The following is an 18,382-nucleotide window of genomic DNA, read 5'->3' as shown; positions in this document are numbered from 1 at the left end:
GTGTTCGCCGCCGGCGACATCCGGGACAAGTTCCTGCGCCAGATCGTGACGGCGACCGGCGACGGGTCGCTCGCGGCCCAGACGGCGCAGCAGTACGTGGAAGAACTGAAAAACGCGGTCGAAGTATAAGTACTCCGGTCCGGTAAACTATGATCAACCGTCCTGGCTGCCTTTGTGCAGCCGGGGCGTTTTTTTATGATAGTATGATGATAAGAATACGGAATGACCAGGGGGCTTGGCTTGTTTTCATGAAAGGGGGATGCATAATGATGATTTATCCAGGCAGAAAAAATACAATCAGTCTGCTAATCTTCGGGGCAGCAATTCTTGCTGGCTGCAGTTCAGGGGAAAATGACGAACAGCGGGAAGGAAATACTAGGGAGACGGCGGGTTCGGTTTCTGAAGCTCAGACAGAAGACTGGGACGTAGAAGTGGTGGCGGAAAATCTCGAGGTGCCGTGGTCGTTGAACATTCATGAAGACACGTACTATATGACGAACCGCGGTGGCGACGTGATCGAGGTGAATGGCGAAGAAACAGAACGCCTTTCGCTTAATACGAGTGATGAAGTAGCAAACGAAGGGGAGGGCGGCCTGCTTGGCTTTGTGCTGGCCGAGGATTTTGCTGACTCCCAGCAGGGCTATGCGTACTACACCTACCGCCAGGATGATGGAGCGCTCGCAAACAGAGTGGTTGCTGTGGAACGCGAAGCCAGTCAATGGAACGAAACGGGAGTGCTGCTTGATGACATTCCGGGGAGCTGGATTCACAATGGAGGCCGGCTTGAACTTGGACCGGATGGTTATTTATATGCTACCGCCGGCGATTCGGATGAGCCTTCGCTTGCGCAGGACGAAGACAGTCTCGCTGGCAGTATTCTGCGCATGACGATCGAAGGAGAAGTGCCGGAAGACAATCCGTTTGAGGATTCTTATGTATACAGCTATGGGCACCGGAATCCGCAGGGTCTCGCATGGAACAGCGATGGTCAGCTGTACAGCTCGGAGCATGGACCGAATGCCCAGGATGAAATCAATGTAATCGAGCCTGGCAATAATTATGGTTGGCCGGAAATTACCGGCAGTGAATCAGCAGAAGGGCTGGAAACGCCGGCGATTCAATCGGGGAGTACTACATGGGCCCCCTCCGGCACGGCTTTTTTCAGGGAGACCCTTCTGACAGCAGGACTCCGTGGAGAGAGCCTGTATGCCTATGACGAAGAAACAGAAGAGATGAATGCTGTATTTGACGGAGAAGGCAGGCTCCGGGACGTTAAAGCCGAAGACGGAGATGTTTATATTCTTACGAATAACACAGACGGAAGAGGCACGCCCGCAGAAAACGACGACCGTCTGCTGAGGCTTACCCCTGAAGAATAGGAATTTAAAGTGTTTCCGCTGTTTGGCAGGCAGTACTTTCAAACAGCAATTTTTTGGTGAAAAAGCATAACTTTTTCGAATGGAGCAGGAATTTAAATTGATTTTCAAAAGCCCGTGGTTCAATACAGCGGTTTAAGAAAGGTTCAATCCGCCGTTCCACGGGCTTTTGCAGTGATTGTTTCAGTAAAAGAAAAAATATATGCCTGCGAAATTTTCAGAAAATTTGTGAGATATCCTTACCAGGTTGTGGTAAGGAGTGAAAGTTTTCATTAAAGTAAACGTAGGCTTTAATTATGAATTCAAAGGAGGTATGACGCCATGAGTTTTATCCATGCATTTTACCGAGTAATGACGCAGAGAAAACTGGAGCAGCCAGCCTCCCAGGATTTTGCTGATTCTTTTGCAGGTAACGAAGCTTCCTGGACGCAAAGTATTAAATAAGCATTAGGATGATTTTAAAAATTACTTAAAGCTCTTAACACTGACAGGGGAATAAAAAAGACTGAAGCAGGAGATTTTTTCTGCTTCAGTCTTTTTCTTCTGTAAAAAATCTATGCCAAAAAGATTTATATTTGCTCCACAGGATCCGTAATGAAGACGATAAGACTCCGGTCACGGTCGAAATCCCAGTCTACAAAAATATCGCGGACCGTCGTGCCAAAGATGGAATCAAATTTTTCTTTATAAAGCTCTTCTTTTTCGAGAAGGCGCTTCGTTGATTTTAAAATGTCCAAATGGCCCGTTCGGATTAGTTCTTTTTCAATTAAAATGAGCCCGCCCGTGCGTACGGCGAGCATTGTCCGTTCGTTTACTGGGTGGACAGTGATCTCATCCGGACTTTTCCCCGCTTCTTCGCTGACACGCTGTATTGCCTGTTTAATGTTTTCCTGGCCCCGCGTACGGTTCTTTTCCTGCTTTTCTTTCAGTTTATCTGGATGGAACCCGGTAATAACTCCCGATTTGTTTTCGATGTTCCAGTCAAAATAAAACTCCCAGCCTTCAATATCCATAAGGCTGGAAATGTAATGCTCAATTTCAGGCAGCATTTTCGCCATCATGGTTTCTCTTAATTCTTCCACGGCACGTTTGTCCCTTTGATCGAGCATCACTTTTTCAATAGGGGATAAAAATTTTCTTATATGCATGACAATACAGCAGGGGTCGACGCTCACATAGACGGATTCCGGTCCTTTGCCGAAATGATCGCGAAGCACTCTGCCGAGGTAGCTTCCGATTTGTTTTTGTTGTTCTTCTACTTGTGCAGGCGCAGAATGTTCGGCCATATTTTCACCTCTTGTTTTATTGTCTTGAATTTATCAACTGCTGCAGTTGATTAAGTACAGCTGTAGTTTAGCAGCGCTGGATGTTTTTAACTGTACAGGTGGTGACAGAGCTGCCACCAGGGGTAATCAACAGCCTCACCTCCCCGGAGTAATATACAAAAAACCCGGTGCTGGAGCGTTTGGACGATACAGCTTTTTATTTTTATACCCGGGATTTATGCCGGAAAACACCTTTAAGCGTCGCTGAAGGCTTTTTCGCGTTTTTGTTTCTGGCCGTATAAAAAAGGGGAAGCTGTAGCGGTTTCTGTCCCCATGTGATCGCTTTTTTCGAGCTCTTCCATGAGGATGTTGAAGGCATCGCGCTGCCCGGCCGTTTCGGAGATAGCGCGGAGGTAGCTGAAGCACTGGTTCTGGTCATGATCAAACGTCATTTTGCCTTCAAAGTTCCAGGCGATGCTTTCGGCATAATGCCAGCACACACCTGCTGCTTCGCCCTCAAGGGAATCCGCTAACAGATGAAGAGACTCAAGCACACGATTGGTAATTTTAATATCCTTTTTAGCGGCCTCTGCAATAGGAGAGAAGGCGGCGTACACATAATAGGCGAAAGTACTTTCCTTCATCACGACCCGTACCTCGTCCTTTGCATCAACGAGATACGGTCTGTGGACGGCAGTACCGGAAATGGCTCTGATTAAATCAGCGAGCTGATAAATAGCATCCTCCGCGGTGGAGGGCTCATTGTTTCCGATAGCTTTTAAGGCAATTTCCGTTAATTTCCGTACACTGAAATTCATATCCTGCATCTCTGTTTTTTTGTGGCCGATAAACAAAAACTGCAGATACGTCTGTTCATTTACAGGAGTTTCTGACTTCCCGTCGTAACGCTGATAGGAAAACAGCGTATCACCTTCCAACAGGTAATCGCCGACCCTTCGTTCAAGATACACGACCAGACCGTCCTTCTCCGCCTGGGTGATCAGCCGTTTAAAATCGACGAGCTGCAAAAACCCTCCAGAGGAACTGACAATGGAATAAACCGGCGAATCCTGAGGGAGACGGTATTCCTTCTCCGGAAACGGGCGGTGCTCCTGCAGATCCTGTTCATTTGTAGCAGTAATGGTTTTCTGCGAGCGTTCATTCAGATTATTGGTGAGATTCGCTACCTGCATCCATTTGGCGGCATGATTAATAAATAAAATAAAATTGATTGCAGATATTGAAGCTGCAGTAATCCCGAGCACCGGAAAAATAACATATTCGTTAATTGAAGAATTCAGCATAAAAAAGCCAATAAGAATATAGAAGTAAGACAAATTAAAAATACCAATGGCGTGCAGCGTCCGGCGGTCTGCAATAAAGCTGAACAAAACGCGGGGTGTAAAATGGCCGGAAAAACTGGTTAAAACGATTAAAATCATATTAAATGTAAACGCATGGATCATTAACACGCCGTAGGCAAGCGTACTGTAAATCATTTCTGTTAATGCGTAATCGGCGGTAAAAAAAGAACCCATAGGCAGTGCCGGCTGAAGACCGAACTCAATACCGTAGGCAGCAAAAGCTGCCACCACTGCAAGCAAAATATAGATCATTGGCAGCGGCCATAAGCTTGAACGGAGTTCATACCACCGCTGATTTTTGGACATGCTTTGTATTTTTTTGATGAATTTAGGCGTGAAGCGCTGCATGGCTGCCTCCTTTCTTTTCAGTCGTAGTGAAATTTAAAGCTATTCGGTCCGTGGGTAGGCATTTAATGCGGCCAGTTGGCTGTTCCGGACAACCCGAACTTCACAGGCTGCCCTGGCAGCTACGGTCCGCGATCTCCTGCCGCGCAAGAGTCGCTCAAAAGCAGGCCCTCCGGTTTCTCCTACGAGAATCAAATCGGCGCTGTACGTAAGACAGAGGTGACGGGCCAGTCGTTTTTCCGGAACGCCGGCATCAACCACTGTCTCCACACCCGTAACGCCTTTAAGCTCCGCCTCTTCTTTGTAAGTTTGAAGATGATAAGCGGCCTTTTCTTTTAAGTGGCGGACGCCTTTAGGGTCGATGCGCTCCAGGTTCGCATACCGGTGTTCGTCGAAAACAAAAGCAAGTACTAAAGATGCTTTGTGTTCAAGAGCCATAGCGCAGGCTTCCTCAAAAGCATCGTAGGAAGGGGTTTCCAGGACATCCAGTCCAACCAGTATCCGCTTGTAACGGCTCATAGCATTCTTCCTTTCTATAGACGAATTTTGACAATAAAAAAAGCCAGAAAAAGAAAAGTCTCTTTTTCCGGCTTATGTTCAAGGGCTTTATTATCCCAACATTGCTGCCATCATCGAATATTTGGTGAATCAATATTGTTTTTGGTATTTCGGAAAGAAAGAAAAGCAAAGCGGGAGCCGGCGGCGGTAGAGAAGGCTCTGCTTTTATAGAAATCAGAACCTCTTGGGAAAAGAAAACCGTCTCATAAAAAAACCACAAAGGAGGAAACCCTCTTTTGTGGCTTATGCTTTAGCTTTATATCTAAGCATTACTGCCGTATTGATTTATTTTAATGAAATAACCAAATAAGATCTTATCATAATATTAATATAACCGGAAGTGGAAAGGTTAAAACATCTTTTTAGACAGTGGTATTGCTTGCAGATAAACGCGTCGAGCAGGTACACTGTCAAAGAAGAGATCACGGTTGGGGGAGTTTATCATAAAACTATCTTGGAAAAAAGCAGGAATAATTGCAGGAGCGAGCCTTCTCATTATACCAGGTGTGCTCGCGCTGCTGCACTTCTTTACGCCGTTCAGCCTGGGAAAGAACACGACGGAGGACGGCATTGTACTGAAAGAGCCAAAGGAAGCGACAGAAGATGTTTCCGGTATACATACAGAAGTAAGCACCCATATACAGCAGTCTCACAGGTATTGGAACGAACGTACCGGCTACGGAGCCATTGATAATGCGACGGCGGACGACTTCGGTGATATCAGCATTCGAATTGAAGATACCGAGGAAGTACTAAACAAAATCGAAGACCCGGAGCTGCGTAAGGATTTCAATAATGCTATTCGCTGGCAGCGGGTGATTGAAGAAAACCCTGAAAAAGAAAGCGTTCAGGAGGCAGCCCGCTGGACGCACCGCATTTATCATGACCTGGATGAATACGTTAACGATTATGACGAGGCCCCGTTGTTCGGTGCTACTCATTTTGACAATGGAAGCATTTCCGAAAGCGATAAAGTACTTGAACAGGTGAACCGTGTTTCCGAAGATTGAAGATAAAAAGAAGGATGCCGTGTCAGGCGTCCTTCTTTTTGCTTATCGGAAAAGGAGTTTAATTCAGGTTTCGATTGGTCCATTCGCGGGGAAAATTTTTCAACGGGAATTTATCTAAATTCGGAATTGTCACTAAAGGCATAAATAAATTTTTGAGAGAAGTATTTAAGAAAAAAATGTGTAATAATATAGTTTGTTTTTATTCTCACTTAGGAGGATTTTACGCGTATGGATTACAGCCATGAAGAGCTTGTGCATCGTTTAGAAGAAAAAGCATCTCTTGTGAATGAGGGAAGCGCAGAATTAGTCGCAAAAGGCATACCGTTTTTAGAAGATAAAGAAGGTCTTGATCCAAGAGTGAAACAATTTCTGGAGCAGGAATCTGAGCCAGGACTGAGACGTCCAATGACGCACGATGACCTTGAAATTATTCGAAGCCGCAAAGAAAAAGAGAGTCGGGACTTGAGCTCAAATATTCGTACAGAAACAAAGCTTGTTTCTTTAAAAGGCCGTGACTTAGAGCTGAAAGCATATAACCGGTCAAATAGCACGAAACCGATGCTCGTTTATTTTCACGGCGGAGGCTTCTTTGAACGTGACGAGAGAGTAATGGACAATATATGCAAACTGCTGGCTGAAAAGGCGGAGGCTGTAGTAGTCGCAGTCGAATACCGGCTCGCACCAGAGCACAAATATGCAGAAGGGCTGAATGACTGCTTCGACAGTGTGCGCTATATATGTGACCATCGTAATGAATTCGGTGCAGATACGTCGCGTGTTGGTCTGGTGGGCGATAGTGTCGGAGCGAATCTGGCGCTTGGCGTCTATCATTTAAGTCGTGAAAAATCCTGGAACATTTGTTATATGAGCTTATTGGCTCCTTTGTTGGATTTATCCGATGTGTCCGGCGGAACCCGGAAAATGGATCAGTACAATCCAGGCGCAGATAGAGAGCTTGTACGCCAGGAGCTTGTGACCATGCGGGAGTCGCTTTCATTTATTCAGTCGCTGTATGTCACAGACCTTGAAGAGCTCGATCAGCCACTTGTATCCCCGTTGCGTAATAAAGAAAATGTTACGTATCCTCCGATGATGATTGTGACGGCTGAATTTGATTTTCTTCGGACGCAGGGAGAGGAATTCATGAGAAAGCTCCAGAAACAGGAGAGCTCAGTACGCTATATTGAATATAAAGGGATGGCTCATACGTTTTTAAAGAAGCTGGGCTATTACCCACAGGCTGCCGATTCCATTCGGGAAACGGCTGTTCACTTCCGGGAATTGCTTCAAAACAATACGCAAAGCAATTAAAAAATAGGGCCGGCAGTCAAGCCGGTCCTATTTTTTAATCGTTATTGACTACGGGCAGCGGGACTGTGGAAAAACTTGCGGCAAAATCCACTAAAATATTCTCGTATTCAGGGATGGAGCTCGTGTAAACAAGTTCATTGTCTCCATGCCAGTTGTAGCCGACAGGCCCGAATTCAACAGCCGGAATGCCGTAAACCGTAAAGTACTGTCCATCCGATGATCCGTGCTGACCGAAAATATTCACCTTCTCGAGCTGGGTATGGCGGGTGATGGAATCGGATAACGCTTTAACATAAGGATTATCAACTTCCGTATTTACGGGGTCGTTGCAGATATGCACAGACACTTCATCATCGGATAGACTGTTAATCTGCTGTAAAATATCCTCCGGCAGCTGGTCCGGCAGGTAACGGATATCAAGCGAAAATTCGCATTTGGACGGAACCTTGTTGTAAACGGTGCCGGCCAGGATTTTGGCCAGGTTAATAGAAGGCTGGGCGTATAACTCTGAGCGCTCCTTGGAAAAAGGGAGCTGCTTAATGCGCTCATAGAGCGCAAATGCTTTTTCGATCGCGTTCTCTCCTTCCCAGGGACGGCTTCCATGTGTGGAGGAGCCGGTGACAGTAATATCCAGCTGCAGAACACCTTTGGACTGAATAGCGATCCCCAGGCCGGTAGGCTCTCCGCAGATAACAAAGTCTCCCTTATGGCCGGTATCAACTAAATAACCGGTACCGTTACGGCCGCCGGTTTCCTCATCGGGAACAATTTGCAGCTGTACTTTGCAGCCCGCCGGAATTTTTTTCAGGCGTACCATCGCAGACATCATAGCCGCAAGCCCGGCTTTCATGTCTGCCGAACCGCGGCCGTAAAGCTTCGCGTCTTTTTCGTAGGGAGCAAACTGCTCTTCTTTGCCTTTGACGACGTCCAGGTGCCCGTTAAAAATCAGGGTTTGACTTCCGCTTCCGACTTCGCATACGAGCATGGAATGCCCGTTATTTTCATGCTTTTGGACCGCAAGGCCCCGGTCTTCCATCCACTTTTTGCAAAATTCCATTGCTTCATTAACGCCGGACAGACTCGACGTATTATAGCTGATTAATGCTTTTAGAAGAGGAATCGTTTCATTCACTCTGAGCCTCCTCGCGAAAATTTGTTATTATATTGAAAAAAGATGGGATCGTTCACACGGTAGATGAGGTCTCATCCGGTGCCGTATGAATTCCTTTGTTTTTATCAATTTTTACGACCCGGTCAAACCGTGCAAGCTCGATGTTTTCTTTGTCATTCAGCCATTCCGGATGAAGCTCTTTGCCTGCGGCCAACGCGATGTAGGCTGAAGGAATATTTGCTCCGGCAGCGTGGGAGAGGGCGTATCCGCCTCCAAATCTTGGATTAATATCAATCACATAGTAGTCGTGGCCATCATAAAACACATCAGTATTAATGTAGCCGATATGCTTCAAGTTTTCTCCAATCTTTCTGCCTACTTCCATCAGTGCTTCGTCTTTTACTGATATCGCTTTATCCACGTCGCCTCCGCGCATTTCGAGCTGTTTCAGGGCCAGAGTGGTTAAATAATTTCCTTCCAGGTCATTAACGATGTCAACACTGTATTTTTCTCCATCCACGACCTGCTGAATCACGATGTTGTCTTCGGGGTCATGAATGGAATCATCAGCGATCGGACTGTTTTTGACTGCATCTACCGCCTGCTTGTAGGCAAACTGCATATCTTCAACAGAGGATACAATGTTAATGCCGACCGAAGCCGAGCCGTTGCGCGGTTTAACAATCAGCGGCCAGGTCACCTCCTGGTTTTCAATTCCCTTCGCTGCTTCCTGCACCGTCAGGTAGGAAATTGGCGCCGAGACACCGAATCTGCCAAGGAGTTCCCGGTATTGATGCTTGTCTCTCATCGCCTGTACGGTGGAAATCTCGGGTGTGAAAACTCTTACTCCCAACTGCTCAAGTTCATGACGGGATTGGGTAAATTTGGTGATTTCCCAGTCGTTTAATGGAATGAGCATTTTAATTCCTTCATCTTCACAGATCGAAAGGATCGTGTCCAGGTAGTTTTCATCCGTCTGATGAGGCGTAACATAGGATCTGTCTGCCTGCTGGATCGCTGGGGCTCCAGGATCCGGATCAGTGACGATGACTGTCCCTTCAATATTTAATCCGTTCATCGCCTCCTGGAAAAACTGAACAAAATCTATTCGGCGTGCTGCCGAGGTTAATAGTATATTCATGGCGGAACCTCCATTTTAGATATATAGTTTACAGCCTTAACAGCTAATAAAATTTCTATCGGCAGTGAAAAAAATTGTTACCAAGCTAATTTTTTCCATATGCATAAAAAAGAGCCGAAAAGGCACTGGTACCTTTCCGGCTCATGTTTTGCTTTATTTCAAAACATTGCTGCCACCAATAATGAGTGTTTGACTAATGTCACTTATACCTTATTCATTTCCGCCCTAAACGTTTTGTTTTATAGAAAAGCCCAGAAATTGGCTCGGAGTATCAATATGCCTGCGAACTATCTCTTTTTTTCCGGCTCCAATGCCAGTACCATATAGCCTTTATCTGCACGAAAATTCCAGTCGGTGAAAACGTCTGTGATTTTTCTCTGCAGCACGGGCTCCATATGTTCTTCCTGAAACAGCCGCCGTTCCATTGGCCGTTTGGCAATTTTCAGCTGCTCTTCAAAGCCCGCGTGAATGAGTTCCTTCTCAATTTCGACGAACACACCAGAGCGGTAAACGATAACTGAGCGTTCATCAATCCAATAAGCCTTCGTGTAGTCGGGCTCTTTTTGGCCTTTAATACTCAGATTCACGATTTTTCTTTCAAAGGCCTTTTGACTGAGTTCTCCCGGCCACGGCATCTTTTTTGGCGGTTCTTCATCCATTACGGCCCAGATCATACCGCTGTGTTCTTTTAAATTCCAGTCAAAGTACCATTCTTTAATTGTTCCATTTATCATATCTTCAATATCTGTCTGAATTCGGGGACAAAATTCATCCATAATAAATTCTCTTGATTTCGCAATACGCTGTTCTTCATTTTGCTGCAATAAAATATTTTCCATTGGTCCTAAAAAATCTTTCACATACATAATTAAAAATGGCCGCTTAAACGAAACATGAATATTGATTGGGCCTTTTCCAAAATGATCCCTCAACGCTTTGCCGGTGTAGGCTGCAATCATTTGGGCTTCAGTTTGTTGATGTTCCATAAAGTCTCCTTTTGTAAGAAGCGGGGTTCTTCTTAACTGATTACTATTATACTATCAAATGAGCTTTTTATATACAGATTTTCTATTTATTGAGACTAAAAGGCTACAACTAGAGGCCTTATAGAATTTCGTATATAAGAAAATACCTTTGTTTACCTGTTAATTATCATTTTGTTAAACATAAAAATTGAAAAGTGTAAAATTTGTATGAGGAGCAGGTTAGTTCCAAAAAAATCGTTAAATTGATTCATTTTAATCTACAGGGTTACGGTTTTAATCGTTCTCTTTTACTTTGAAGGGGGAGGAGCGTATCATAATAGATGGAAGGCACATAGAATGGTGGCTTCTCCATAGAAAAAGCTCTTCCTACGCCGGCAGGAAGGGTTTTTTATGTTTTATGGGGGACTGAAAAGAATGATTTCCGATTTATAAAAGACGCTGCTTCTTATTTGATATGCTGAAAATAATACGTTTTGATTGTCGTCTGGAAAGGTAAACATAACACAGGCAATAACTAAATAGCATCGGCAGCAACAGACAGTTACAGCTGTTCTGTAAGCCAGGAAAAGATATGCTCTTTTTCTGGCTTTTTTATTGCTTAAAAAGCAGAAGCGGCCCCGTGGCAGTCAATTAATAAACGAAAGGAGAGGGAGCATGGCGCCAGAAATCTGTTTCAGGAATTTTTATTTATCAGGCATCCAGTGCTTATGAAAGCTATCGTATTTATAGAAAGGACGTACACATGTGAAAAAAATAAAGCCATACATCTCGGATTTGATGACCGAATTTAAAGAAGATAATGTGCCTTTACTTGCCGCCGCCCAGGCGTATTATTATATTCTTTCCATTTTTCCGCTGCTTATTTTCGCGTTGACGATTCTGCCGTTATTAAATTTGAATCCTAACTCCGTAGTCAGCTTTATAGGCACTGTCGCCCCGTCGGATACTGCTTCTTTGTTTGAGGAAAATATTACAACCCTGGTACAGGAGCCGCGCGGTATTTTATTTGTAGTCAGTCTGCTCGGCGCACTCTGGTCCGCCTCCAATGGCATAAATGCGTTTATTAAATCCTCCAATGAAGCTTACGACGTAGAGGAGACACGCTCGTTTATCAAGGTACGTTTGATTGCCATTGCGCTCACGATCTGTATGATCCTGACCATCGTAGTGGCCCTGGTGCTTCCGATATTCGGGAATGTCCTGATTTCGATGATCAGCTCTGTTCTTGGTCTCCCGGCGCAGACAGAGATTTTATTCCAGGTGCTCCGTTGGGTGATTGCTGTGACCGTTATGACACTCATGCTTTTGCTGTTGTACCGGTTCGCGCCGAATCAAACTTTAAAGTGGAAGGAAATACTGGTAGGATCCATAACCGCTGCGCTTTTGTGGCAGATCGTATCACTCGGCTTTTCCTTTTACGTCAGCAACTTTGGAAACTATTCGGCTACCTACGGCAGCCTCGGTGGTGTTATTATTCTGCTGCTTTGGTTTTTCCTGACTGGTCTCGTACTCATGATCGGAGCGGAGTTGAACGTGATTTTTCACCGCAGAAAAAATGGTACGGTACGAAAAAGCAGAGAGCAAAAAACTGCCCCAAGCAGGGAAACCAGCTCATGATTGCAAATGAATACTAAAAAAACGATCCCAATCGGGGTCGTTTTTTTAGTATGAGACTGCATTTACTTTAAAATCCTGCTGTCCAGCCGCCGTCTGCGGTTAATACTGTGCCGTTAATAAAACCTGCATCATCAGAAGCTAAAAACAATGCTGCGTTCGCAATTTCTTCGGCCTGACCGACACGCGGAATAAGGGACTGGGTTTTCTGGGTCCGGGAAGCACCGAATTCACTCATATCCTTCATTGTAGAGCCAATGTTGGTTTGTACTGCCCCTGGGGCGATGGCGTTGCAGCGAATGCCTTTGTCTGCATACATAAAGCCCGTATTTTTAGTCAGACCGACGACGGCATGCTTTGAAGCTGTATAGGCTGCTCCGGCATGAGCGCCGTTCAATCCGCCGGTCGAGGCGGTATTAATAATAACGCCCCGTTCTTTTTCCAGGAAGATAGGAAGCGCGTAACGAATAGCACGCATGACGCTTTTCGTATTAATATCAAACAGCAGGTCCCACTTTTCGTCACTGATATCTCCGGCAGCCTCCATGCCGTCCATAATACCTGCGTTGTTGACCAGAATATCCAGAGTGCCGTAAACGCTGACGGCTGTATCAATCATGTTTCGAATATCCTCAGTACTTGTTACATTCACTTCCACTGCCTGGGCGGTACCGCCGTTTGAAGTAATCGATGCCGCCACCTCCTCGGCTCCCTGCTTATTCACGTCTGCTACAATCACCTTTGCTCCTTCAGCAGCGAAACGCTCAGCGATTGCCTTCCCCATTCCCGATGCGGCGCCAGTTACTACCGCCGTTTTTGCCTGTAATTTCATGACCTTACCCTCCCAATATTAATGTATTCGCTTACAAATTGACTATTTATTCAACATCTGTTCAATAGATTGATTCTATTTGTAGTATAATAGATGCAGGTCTTTAAATACAATCATCAAAACCAGGATGTATTGTTGATTAGTAAACAAATGACGTTTTTTTGTTTATAAATTTAAAATAAAAGAAGGGAGGAGGCTTATGAAATCATCCTCTGAAAATACAGATCGAAGAGTGAAAAAATCAAAAAAGGCAATGCAGCAGTCTCTGCTGGAATGGATGGAGGAAAAGGACTTTGCATCCATTACGGTTACAAATGTTGTTGAAAGGGCCGATGTTAACCGGGGCACTTTTTATAAACATTACGAATATAAAGAACAGCTGCTTGAAGAAATCATGGACGGGGTCACGGCAGATCTGAAGGACGCGTTCAGGCAGCCTTATAAAAGCAAAGCAGTGCTTGAAGTGCCAAAACTAACGATTTCTTCGGTAAAAATATTCGAGCATGTGTTAAAACATGAACGCTTTTATACACTTGTTTTTGCCTCAAACATGCTGAACGGGTTTCAGAACAAATTGGCCGATGTCCTCAGGGATCTCGTTCTAAGCGATCTCTTACATGCGGATAATAACGAAGACATGGACCGGAAGCTCCAGGCCGGGTATCACTCCCACGCCATTTTGGGTATGATTGTCGAGTGGGCGCGGGAAGGCTTTGAACACCGACCGGATTATATGGCAGCACAGCTGCTTTTAATTCTGCAAAGCCGTCCGGCTGCCATCGTGTTTAAAGCCGAAAACCAGTGATAAAATGCTTATAACGAAACATTTTTTTATTCATTTTGCAAGCTGAAAGGAGCTTTAGCTTGATCGTTTACGAAGCAAATAAACATGAATTTCTGGAAGATGTTTTTCACGATGAACTCGTTACCAATATATGCAGCAACTACACGTCCAAGGTAGGTAAAATCAACGAAGCAGAGGTGCGGTCCTGGGATAATTCGATGCAGTACATGTACCGGGTGCTGATGGATGACGGGATCCCGGACAATGCCGGTGTCGCGATTGAATTTAAAATTCCGTATACGTCGAAGCGGGTGGATTTTTTAATATCAGGCAAAAATAACAATGACCCCTCTATCGTTATTGTCGAGCTGAAGCAGTGGAGCAGGGCGGAAAAAATTGAGGGAAAAGAAGCTATTGTTAAAACGGTGATGGGCGGAGGGCTCGTGGAAACAACTCATCCTTCCTATCAGGCCTGGTCGTACGCCTCTCTTATTAAAGATTATAATGAAAATGTCCAAAGGGAACATATTGAGCTGCATCCGTGCGCTTATTTACATAACTATCTGTTACAGTCGGAAAATGAACCGCTCACCGACGACGTCTATACCTATTATGTAGAGCAGGCTCCTGTATTTGCAAAGGGAGGGGCCGGCGAGCTCCGCGCATTTATTAAACAATATCTGACGCACGGGGACAACAAAGAAAATATTTATAAAATCGAAAAAGGGAAAATCCGGCCGTCGAAATCGCTGCAGGATACGTTGAACAGCATGCTCGCAGGAAATGATGAATTTCTGATGATTGATGACCAGAAGGTCGTATACGAAACAGCCCTCCAGCTCGCAGAAAAAGCGAAACGTACGGATACCAAGCAGGTGCTCGTAGTCGAAGGCGGGCCAGGCACGGGGAAATCAGTACTTGCGGTGAATCTGCTGGTGGAGTTGACGAATAGAAATCAAACCGTGCAGTATGTGACAAAAAATTCAGCGCCAAGAAATGTGTATGCCAATAAGTTAAAGCAGGACTACCGCAAAACTCATATCGATAACTTGTTCAAGGGCTCAGGCAGCTATGTGGACCGGCCGAAGGATGAACTGGACGTGCTTGTCGTAGACGAAGCCCACCGCTTAAATGAAAAGTCCGGCTTGTTTCAAAATCTCGGTGAAAATCAGATGAAAGAAATCATTCATACGTCGAAGCTGGCGGTATTTTTTATGGATGAACACCAGCGGGTTACTTTAAAGGATGCGGGAACGACGAAGGAAATCGAAGCATTCACCGAGCAGGCAGGAGGCGTCCTGCATCGGAAGAAGCTTGCCTCCCAGTTTCGCTGCAACGGCTCCGACGGCTACCTGGCCTGGGTGGACGATACGCTCGGCATCCGGGAAACAGCCAATGAGCATTTCATGGGAAAGGATTACGATTTCAGGGTGTTCAGCGATCCGAATGAATTGTACGAAACGATTGCTGCATTAAATGAACAAAACAACAAGGCGAGGCTCGTGGCAGGCTACTGCTGGGAATGGCCAAAAAAGGAGAGGTCTTCTTCGGACTCGCACGACATTACACTTCCGGAGCACGGCTTTGGCATTAGCTGGAACCTCGATACCTCCAATACGTGGGCCATTGATGAAGGATCAGTTACAGAAGCGGGCTGCATTCACACATGTCAGGGACTCGAATTCGATTATGTGGGGGTCATTATCGGGGACGATCTCGTGTATCGGGACGGAGAAGTACAGACCGATTATACGAAACGGGCCAAAACGGATCAGTCGCTGCGCGGAATCAAAAAAATGATGAAGGAAGAGCCCGAAAAAGCCGGGAACCTTGCCGATGAAATCATCCGGAACACCTACCGGACGTTAATGACGAGAGGGCAGAAAGGATGCTTTATCTACTGCACGGATAAAGAGCTCGAGCAGTATTTTAAAGAAAGGCTTGCGCTCACGGAGCTTGAATACACGCCGGGCAGCTTTTTCAAAAAGGACCTGGAGGTAGCTGAAAATTATTCAAATTATGAATAACATTAAAAAATATCCCTTCGCCCTGATAAAAGGCAAGGGAATATTTTTATACTTTCAATGACCCGCGCTTTCTAATCCATTTAAATAGCCACCGAAGTATTGGGGGTACGGCTATAAAAATGAACAGAATGCGAAACAGCTGATAGCAGATGACAATTGAAATGTCCGCGTTCACTTCCCGGCCGATAATGCCCATCTGGTCCATGCCGCCGGGAGCAAGGCTTAATAGGGCAGTAGCGGGAGAAACATGGTGCATATGCTCCAAAATCAGACTGAGACTGAACGCCCCGGCGATTAGAACGACCCCGCCGGCTATGGTCAAGGCTCCTATCCTTGCTTTATGCTGAAGCTGTTCGGGCCGGAGCAGCAGACCGAAGTAAGTACCAATCAACAGCTGTGCCCCGTTCGTTACGACAACCGGGAGAGCCGGCGCCTGTAGGCCGATAAGCGTAACACCGATCATTACAAGCATAGGAGCGAGCATAGAGGAGGTGGGCAGCCGTAGCTTCTGGCCGGTCCAGGCAGCGGCGAGGCAGAGGCCAAGAAACAGAAGAGCAGAAGGAAAAAGGTTGTCCCAGGAGGCCGCTGTTTGAACGGAGTTTCCTCGGGACGTCGCGCTTCCATCTGTAAATAGTGGACTCACTGCAAGTACAGGAACTAAAAACATTATTAAAATAATCCGGGTCACCTGCATGAACGTTACGACCGTAATATCAATCTGCTTTTCTTCTTCCGCGAGAGTGACCATCTGGGAAAGACCTCCCGGAATGCTCCCGGTCAATGCCGTAGGCAGGGAAACCCCGGAAAGAGAGGCAAACCCGAAGGCCATTAATCCGGAAAACAAAAGAAGCAGCATGGTCAGTCCGATCATCATCGGCAGCTGGGAGCCGATCTGATAAAAGGTCTCCATCGTAAAAGCCAGGCCGATCGTATAGCCGACAATGATTAATCCGGTATTCCGAAGGGGCTGTGGCCAATACATCTGCATTTGCGGCAGCTTTGAAAGAAGTAATACAACTGCCATAGGCCCGAGCAGCCAGGGCACAGGAATAGTCAGCATGGAAAAGAAGAAGCCGCCAACGCAGGCAGCTGCTGCAGTAACAAAAAGGCGCAGCCACGCCGACTGCACACGTTTAAAGTCATTAAACATACAAAGACCTTCTTTATTGATTAGTAGCGTAGATTAAAGTGATTGTAGCACAAAAGCAGAGAGGATAGGAAAGGGAAAAAGAGGGTAAGTGATATCTGCGATTTGACATGGTATGATAGAAAATAATGGAATTCATAAAAAAGGAGAGATATGGTGTCAGAACAAAATAAAGAACTGGATTTTTACACGACAAAAAAATATCTGCGTAAGCAGACGCTGGCAACCATTCTTGATCAATTCGATGACCGGCTGATGAACCTGAACAAAACGCGCCGCAAGGCGAAATATGTCAAGATGAAGCAGGATCCCTACAGCTTCTTCCGGGGAAGTGCGTATTTGTTTTACTACGATGTAGTAAATATCCCGTTCCGGCATCATACACCAGAAGATAAGCCAACCTGGATTATGGGCGACATGCATATGGAGAATTTCAGCAGCTTTCAAAATGAAAACGGAGAAATTGTTTTTGATGTGGATGATTTTGATGAGGGATATCTTGGTTCTTATCTGTATGATGTACTCCGTATGGTGGTCAGCATCCGGCTATTTGCGATGCAGCAGGGATTTGATGATGAGGAGCGGGACGCTTTTGTGCGGACGTATTTAGAAGCCTATCATAAACGTCTGAAAAAGTTTAAAAAAGGCAAAAAAGATCCTGTGAAAACGCAGTTTACTTCAAAAAACACAAAGCAGCCAATAAAAAAGACGCTCGAAAAGCTTGAGGACCGAAAAGCCACCCATGAGCTCGAAAAGCAGACTTTCATTAATGACAGCGGCGACCATGTATTTGAGAGAGAAAAGTCAAAACTGGATTCGGTAACTGACAAAGAGTATCAGGAAATAGTTAAAATCTGGAATCAATATTTAGGCAGTCTGGCAGAGGAAAGCTACCGGAGCGAAGAGCATTATGAAATCAAGGATATAGTGAAAAAGACCGGAGCCGGCATTGGTTCCACCGGCCTGAAGCGTTTTTACATTTTAATTGAAGGCGGAGAGGACCATGTTATTTTGGAAGCAAAAGAAGCACGGACGCCGATTCCAGCTTACTTTTTTCCGTATGAAGAAACGTTTTGGACCACAAATAAGCATCAGGGTAAACGGGTAATCAAAACCCAGCGGGCAATGCACCATCTGGCTGACCCTTATTTAGGCTACTTCACGCTGCAGCACCGCGACTACTACATACGGGAACGGTCACCGTACGACAAAGATTTAAAAAGCAAGCATTTGGAGAAGCCGAAACGGATGCACCGTACGGTGAAAACCATGGGGAAAATATCAGCAAAAGTTCATGCCCGGGCAGATATTGATATTCAGCAGGGGCTGCTTGATTATCACAGTGAAGATGAAATTTTAAAAGCCATTGGAGACAACGAAGAAATTTTTGTTGAGGAAATGGTTACATGGTCGAGGTTTTACAAAGAGCGGGTAGAGGAGGATTACGAGCTCTTTCTTGAATGGCTGAAGGAAAGCTTTTAATACTGGAAGCAGTAGGTGCTGGCGGGAAG

Annotated in this window: 16 protein-coding genes and 1 pseudogene; 9 read left to right on the top strand and 8 right to left on the bottom strand. The window is 45.5% G+C overall.

All coding sequences use genetic code 11. The features are described from left to right. The 3 genes and pseudogenes from ACTRXF_RS09495 to ACTRXF_RS09485 all read left to right on the top strand — a co-directional run. A pseudogene (locus tag ACTRXF_RS09495) lies at positions 1–129 on the top strand (thioredoxin-disulfide reductase); the annotation flags it as partial. Positions 130–266: 137 nt separating this feature from the next. Then, the gene (locus ACTRXF_RS09490) at positions 267–1,379 is read left to right on the top strand and encodes a PQQ-dependent sugar dehydrogenase (protein WP_474278899.1); all 1,113 of its coding nucleotides are present in this window, start codon (positions 267–269) and stop codon (positions 1,377–1,379) included. A 318-nt stretch (positions 1,380–1,697) separates the two neighbouring features. Then, positions 1,698–1,820: a hypothetical protein gene (locus ACTRXF_RS09485; protein ID WP_322526176.1), complete on the top strand. Its 123-nt coding sequence runs from the start codon at positions 1,698–1,700 to the stop codon at positions 1,818–1,820. Positions 1,821–1,945: 125 nt separating this feature from the next. Here ACTRXF_RS09485 and ACTRXF_RS09480 read toward each other — a convergent pair whose 3' ends face one another. The 3 genes from ACTRXF_RS09480 to ACTRXF_RS09470 all read right to left on the bottom strand — a co-directional run bounded on the left by ACTRXF_RS09480 (position 1,946) and on the right by ACTRXF_RS09470 (position 4,869). After that, the gene (locus ACTRXF_RS09480) at positions 1,946–2,662 is read right to left on the bottom strand and encodes a Na-translocating system protein MpsC family protein (RefSeq protein ID WP_474278897.1); all 717 of its coding nucleotides are present in this window, start codon (positions 2,660–2,662) and stop codon (positions 1,946–1,948) included. A 233-nt stretch (positions 2,663–2,895) separates the two neighbouring features. Beyond that, entirely contained in the window at positions 2,896–4,353 is a 1,458-nt protein-coding gene (locus tag ACTRXF_RS09475) for a DUF2254 domain-containing protein (RefSeq protein WP_474278895.1), read from the bottom strand. A 39-nt stretch (positions 4,354–4,392) separates the two neighbouring features. Beyond that, the gene (locus tag ACTRXF_RS09470; protein ID WP_474262558.1) at positions 4,393–4,869 is read right to left on the bottom strand and encodes a universal stress protein; all 477 of its coding nucleotides are present in this window, start codon (positions 4,867–4,869) and stop codon (positions 4,393–4,395) included. Positions 4,870–5,336: 467 nt separating this feature from the next. Here ACTRXF_RS09470 and ACTRXF_RS09465 point away from each other — a divergent pair, with 467 nt between their 5' ends. Both ACTRXF_RS09465 and ACTRXF_RS09460 read left to right on the top strand, forming a co-directional pair. Next, complete coding sequence (locus tag ACTRXF_RS09465) at positions 5,337–5,918, top strand: hypothetical protein (protein ID WP_474262556.1); 582 nt, start codon at positions 5,337–5,339, stop codon at positions 5,916–5,918. 228 nt (positions 5,919–6,146) lie between these two features. Next, the gene (locus ACTRXF_RS09460; protein ID WP_474278893.1) at positions 6,147–7,229 is read left to right on the top strand and encodes an alpha/beta hydrolase; all 1,083 of its coding nucleotides are present in this window, start codon (positions 6,147–6,149) and stop codon (positions 7,227–7,229) included. Between the two features lie 34 nt (positions 7,230–7,263). Here ACTRXF_RS09460 and ACTRXF_RS09455 read toward each other — a convergent pair whose 3' ends face one another. The 3 genes from ACTRXF_RS09455 to ACTRXF_RS09445 form a co-directional block, all read right to left on the bottom strand. Next, positions 7,264–8,361 (bottom strand): M20 family metallopeptidase, encoded by a 1,098-nt coding sequence (locus ACTRXF_RS09455; RefSeq protein WP_474278891.1) that lies wholly within the window; start codon positions 8,359–8,361, stop codon positions 7,264–7,266. 52 nt (positions 8,362–8,413) lie between these two features. Then, positions 8,414–9,481 carry an ATP-grasp domain-containing protein gene (locus tag ACTRXF_RS09450; protein ID WP_474278889.1) on the bottom strand — a complete coding sequence of 356 codons (1,068 nt, stop codon included), beginning with the start codon at positions 9,479–9,481 and terminating at the stop codon, positions 8,414–8,416. Positions 9,482–9,768: 287 nt separating this feature from the next. After that, complete coding sequence (locus ACTRXF_RS09445; protein WP_474278887.1) at positions 9,769–10,467, bottom strand: Na-translocating system protein MpsC family protein; 699 nt, start codon at positions 10,465–10,467, stop codon at positions 9,769–9,771. Positions 10,468–11,211: 744 nt separating this feature from the next. Between ACTRXF_RS09445 and ACTRXF_RS09440 the strand changes: the two genes are divergently transcribed. After that, on the top strand, positions 11,212–12,084 hold the full coding sequence (locus ACTRXF_RS09440) for a YihY/virulence factor BrkB family protein (RefSeq protein ID WP_474278885.1): 873 nt from the start codon (positions 11,212–11,214) through the stop codon (positions 12,082–12,084). A gap of 67 nt (positions 12,085–12,151) precedes the next feature. Here the strand turns inward: ACTRXF_RS09440 and ACTRXF_RS09435 are convergent, their stop codons facing one another. Then, entirely contained in the window at positions 12,152–12,913 is a 762-nt protein-coding gene (locus ACTRXF_RS09435; protein WP_474278883.1) for an SDR family oxidoreductase, read from the bottom strand. Positions 12,914–13,112: 199 nt separating this feature from the next. On the opposite strand from ACTRXF_RS09435, the gene ACTRXF_RS09430 reads away from it, so the two are divergent. Further along, positions 13,113–13,718 (top strand): TetR/AcrR family transcriptional regulator, encoded by a 606-nt coding sequence (locus tag ACTRXF_RS09430; RefSeq protein WP_474278881.1) that lies wholly within the window; start codon positions 13,113–13,115, stop codon positions 13,716–13,718. Positions 13,719–13,777: 59 nt separating this feature from the next. Beyond that, positions 13,778–15,724: a DNA/RNA helicase domain-containing protein gene (locus ACTRXF_RS09425; protein ID WP_474278879.1), complete on the top strand. Its 1,947-nt coding sequence runs from the start codon at positions 13,778–13,780 to the stop codon at positions 15,722–15,724. A 46-nt stretch (positions 15,725–15,770) separates the two neighbouring features. Here the strand turns inward: ACTRXF_RS09425 and ACTRXF_RS09420 are convergent, their stop codons facing one another. After that, positions 15,771–16,874, bottom strand: a complete 1,104-nt coding sequence (locus tag ACTRXF_RS09420; protein WP_474278877.1) for an AbrB family transcriptional regulator — start codon at positions 16,872–16,874, stop codon at positions 15,771–15,773. Positions 16,875–17,024: 150 nt separating this feature from the next. Between ACTRXF_RS09420 and ACTRXF_RS09415 the strand changes: the two genes are divergently transcribed. Then, positions 17,025–18,353: a DUF2252 domain-containing protein gene (locus ACTRXF_RS09415; protein ID WP_474278875.1), complete on the top strand. Its 1,329-nt coding sequence runs from the start codon at positions 17,025–17,027 to the stop codon at positions 18,351–18,353. Positions 18,354–18,382 lie beyond the last annotated feature (29 nt).

Source organism: Marinococcus sp. LNHM3E3-2.2 (genome assembly GCF_056034385.1).
This window is presented reverse-complemented; position numbering and strand designations above follow the sequence as displayed.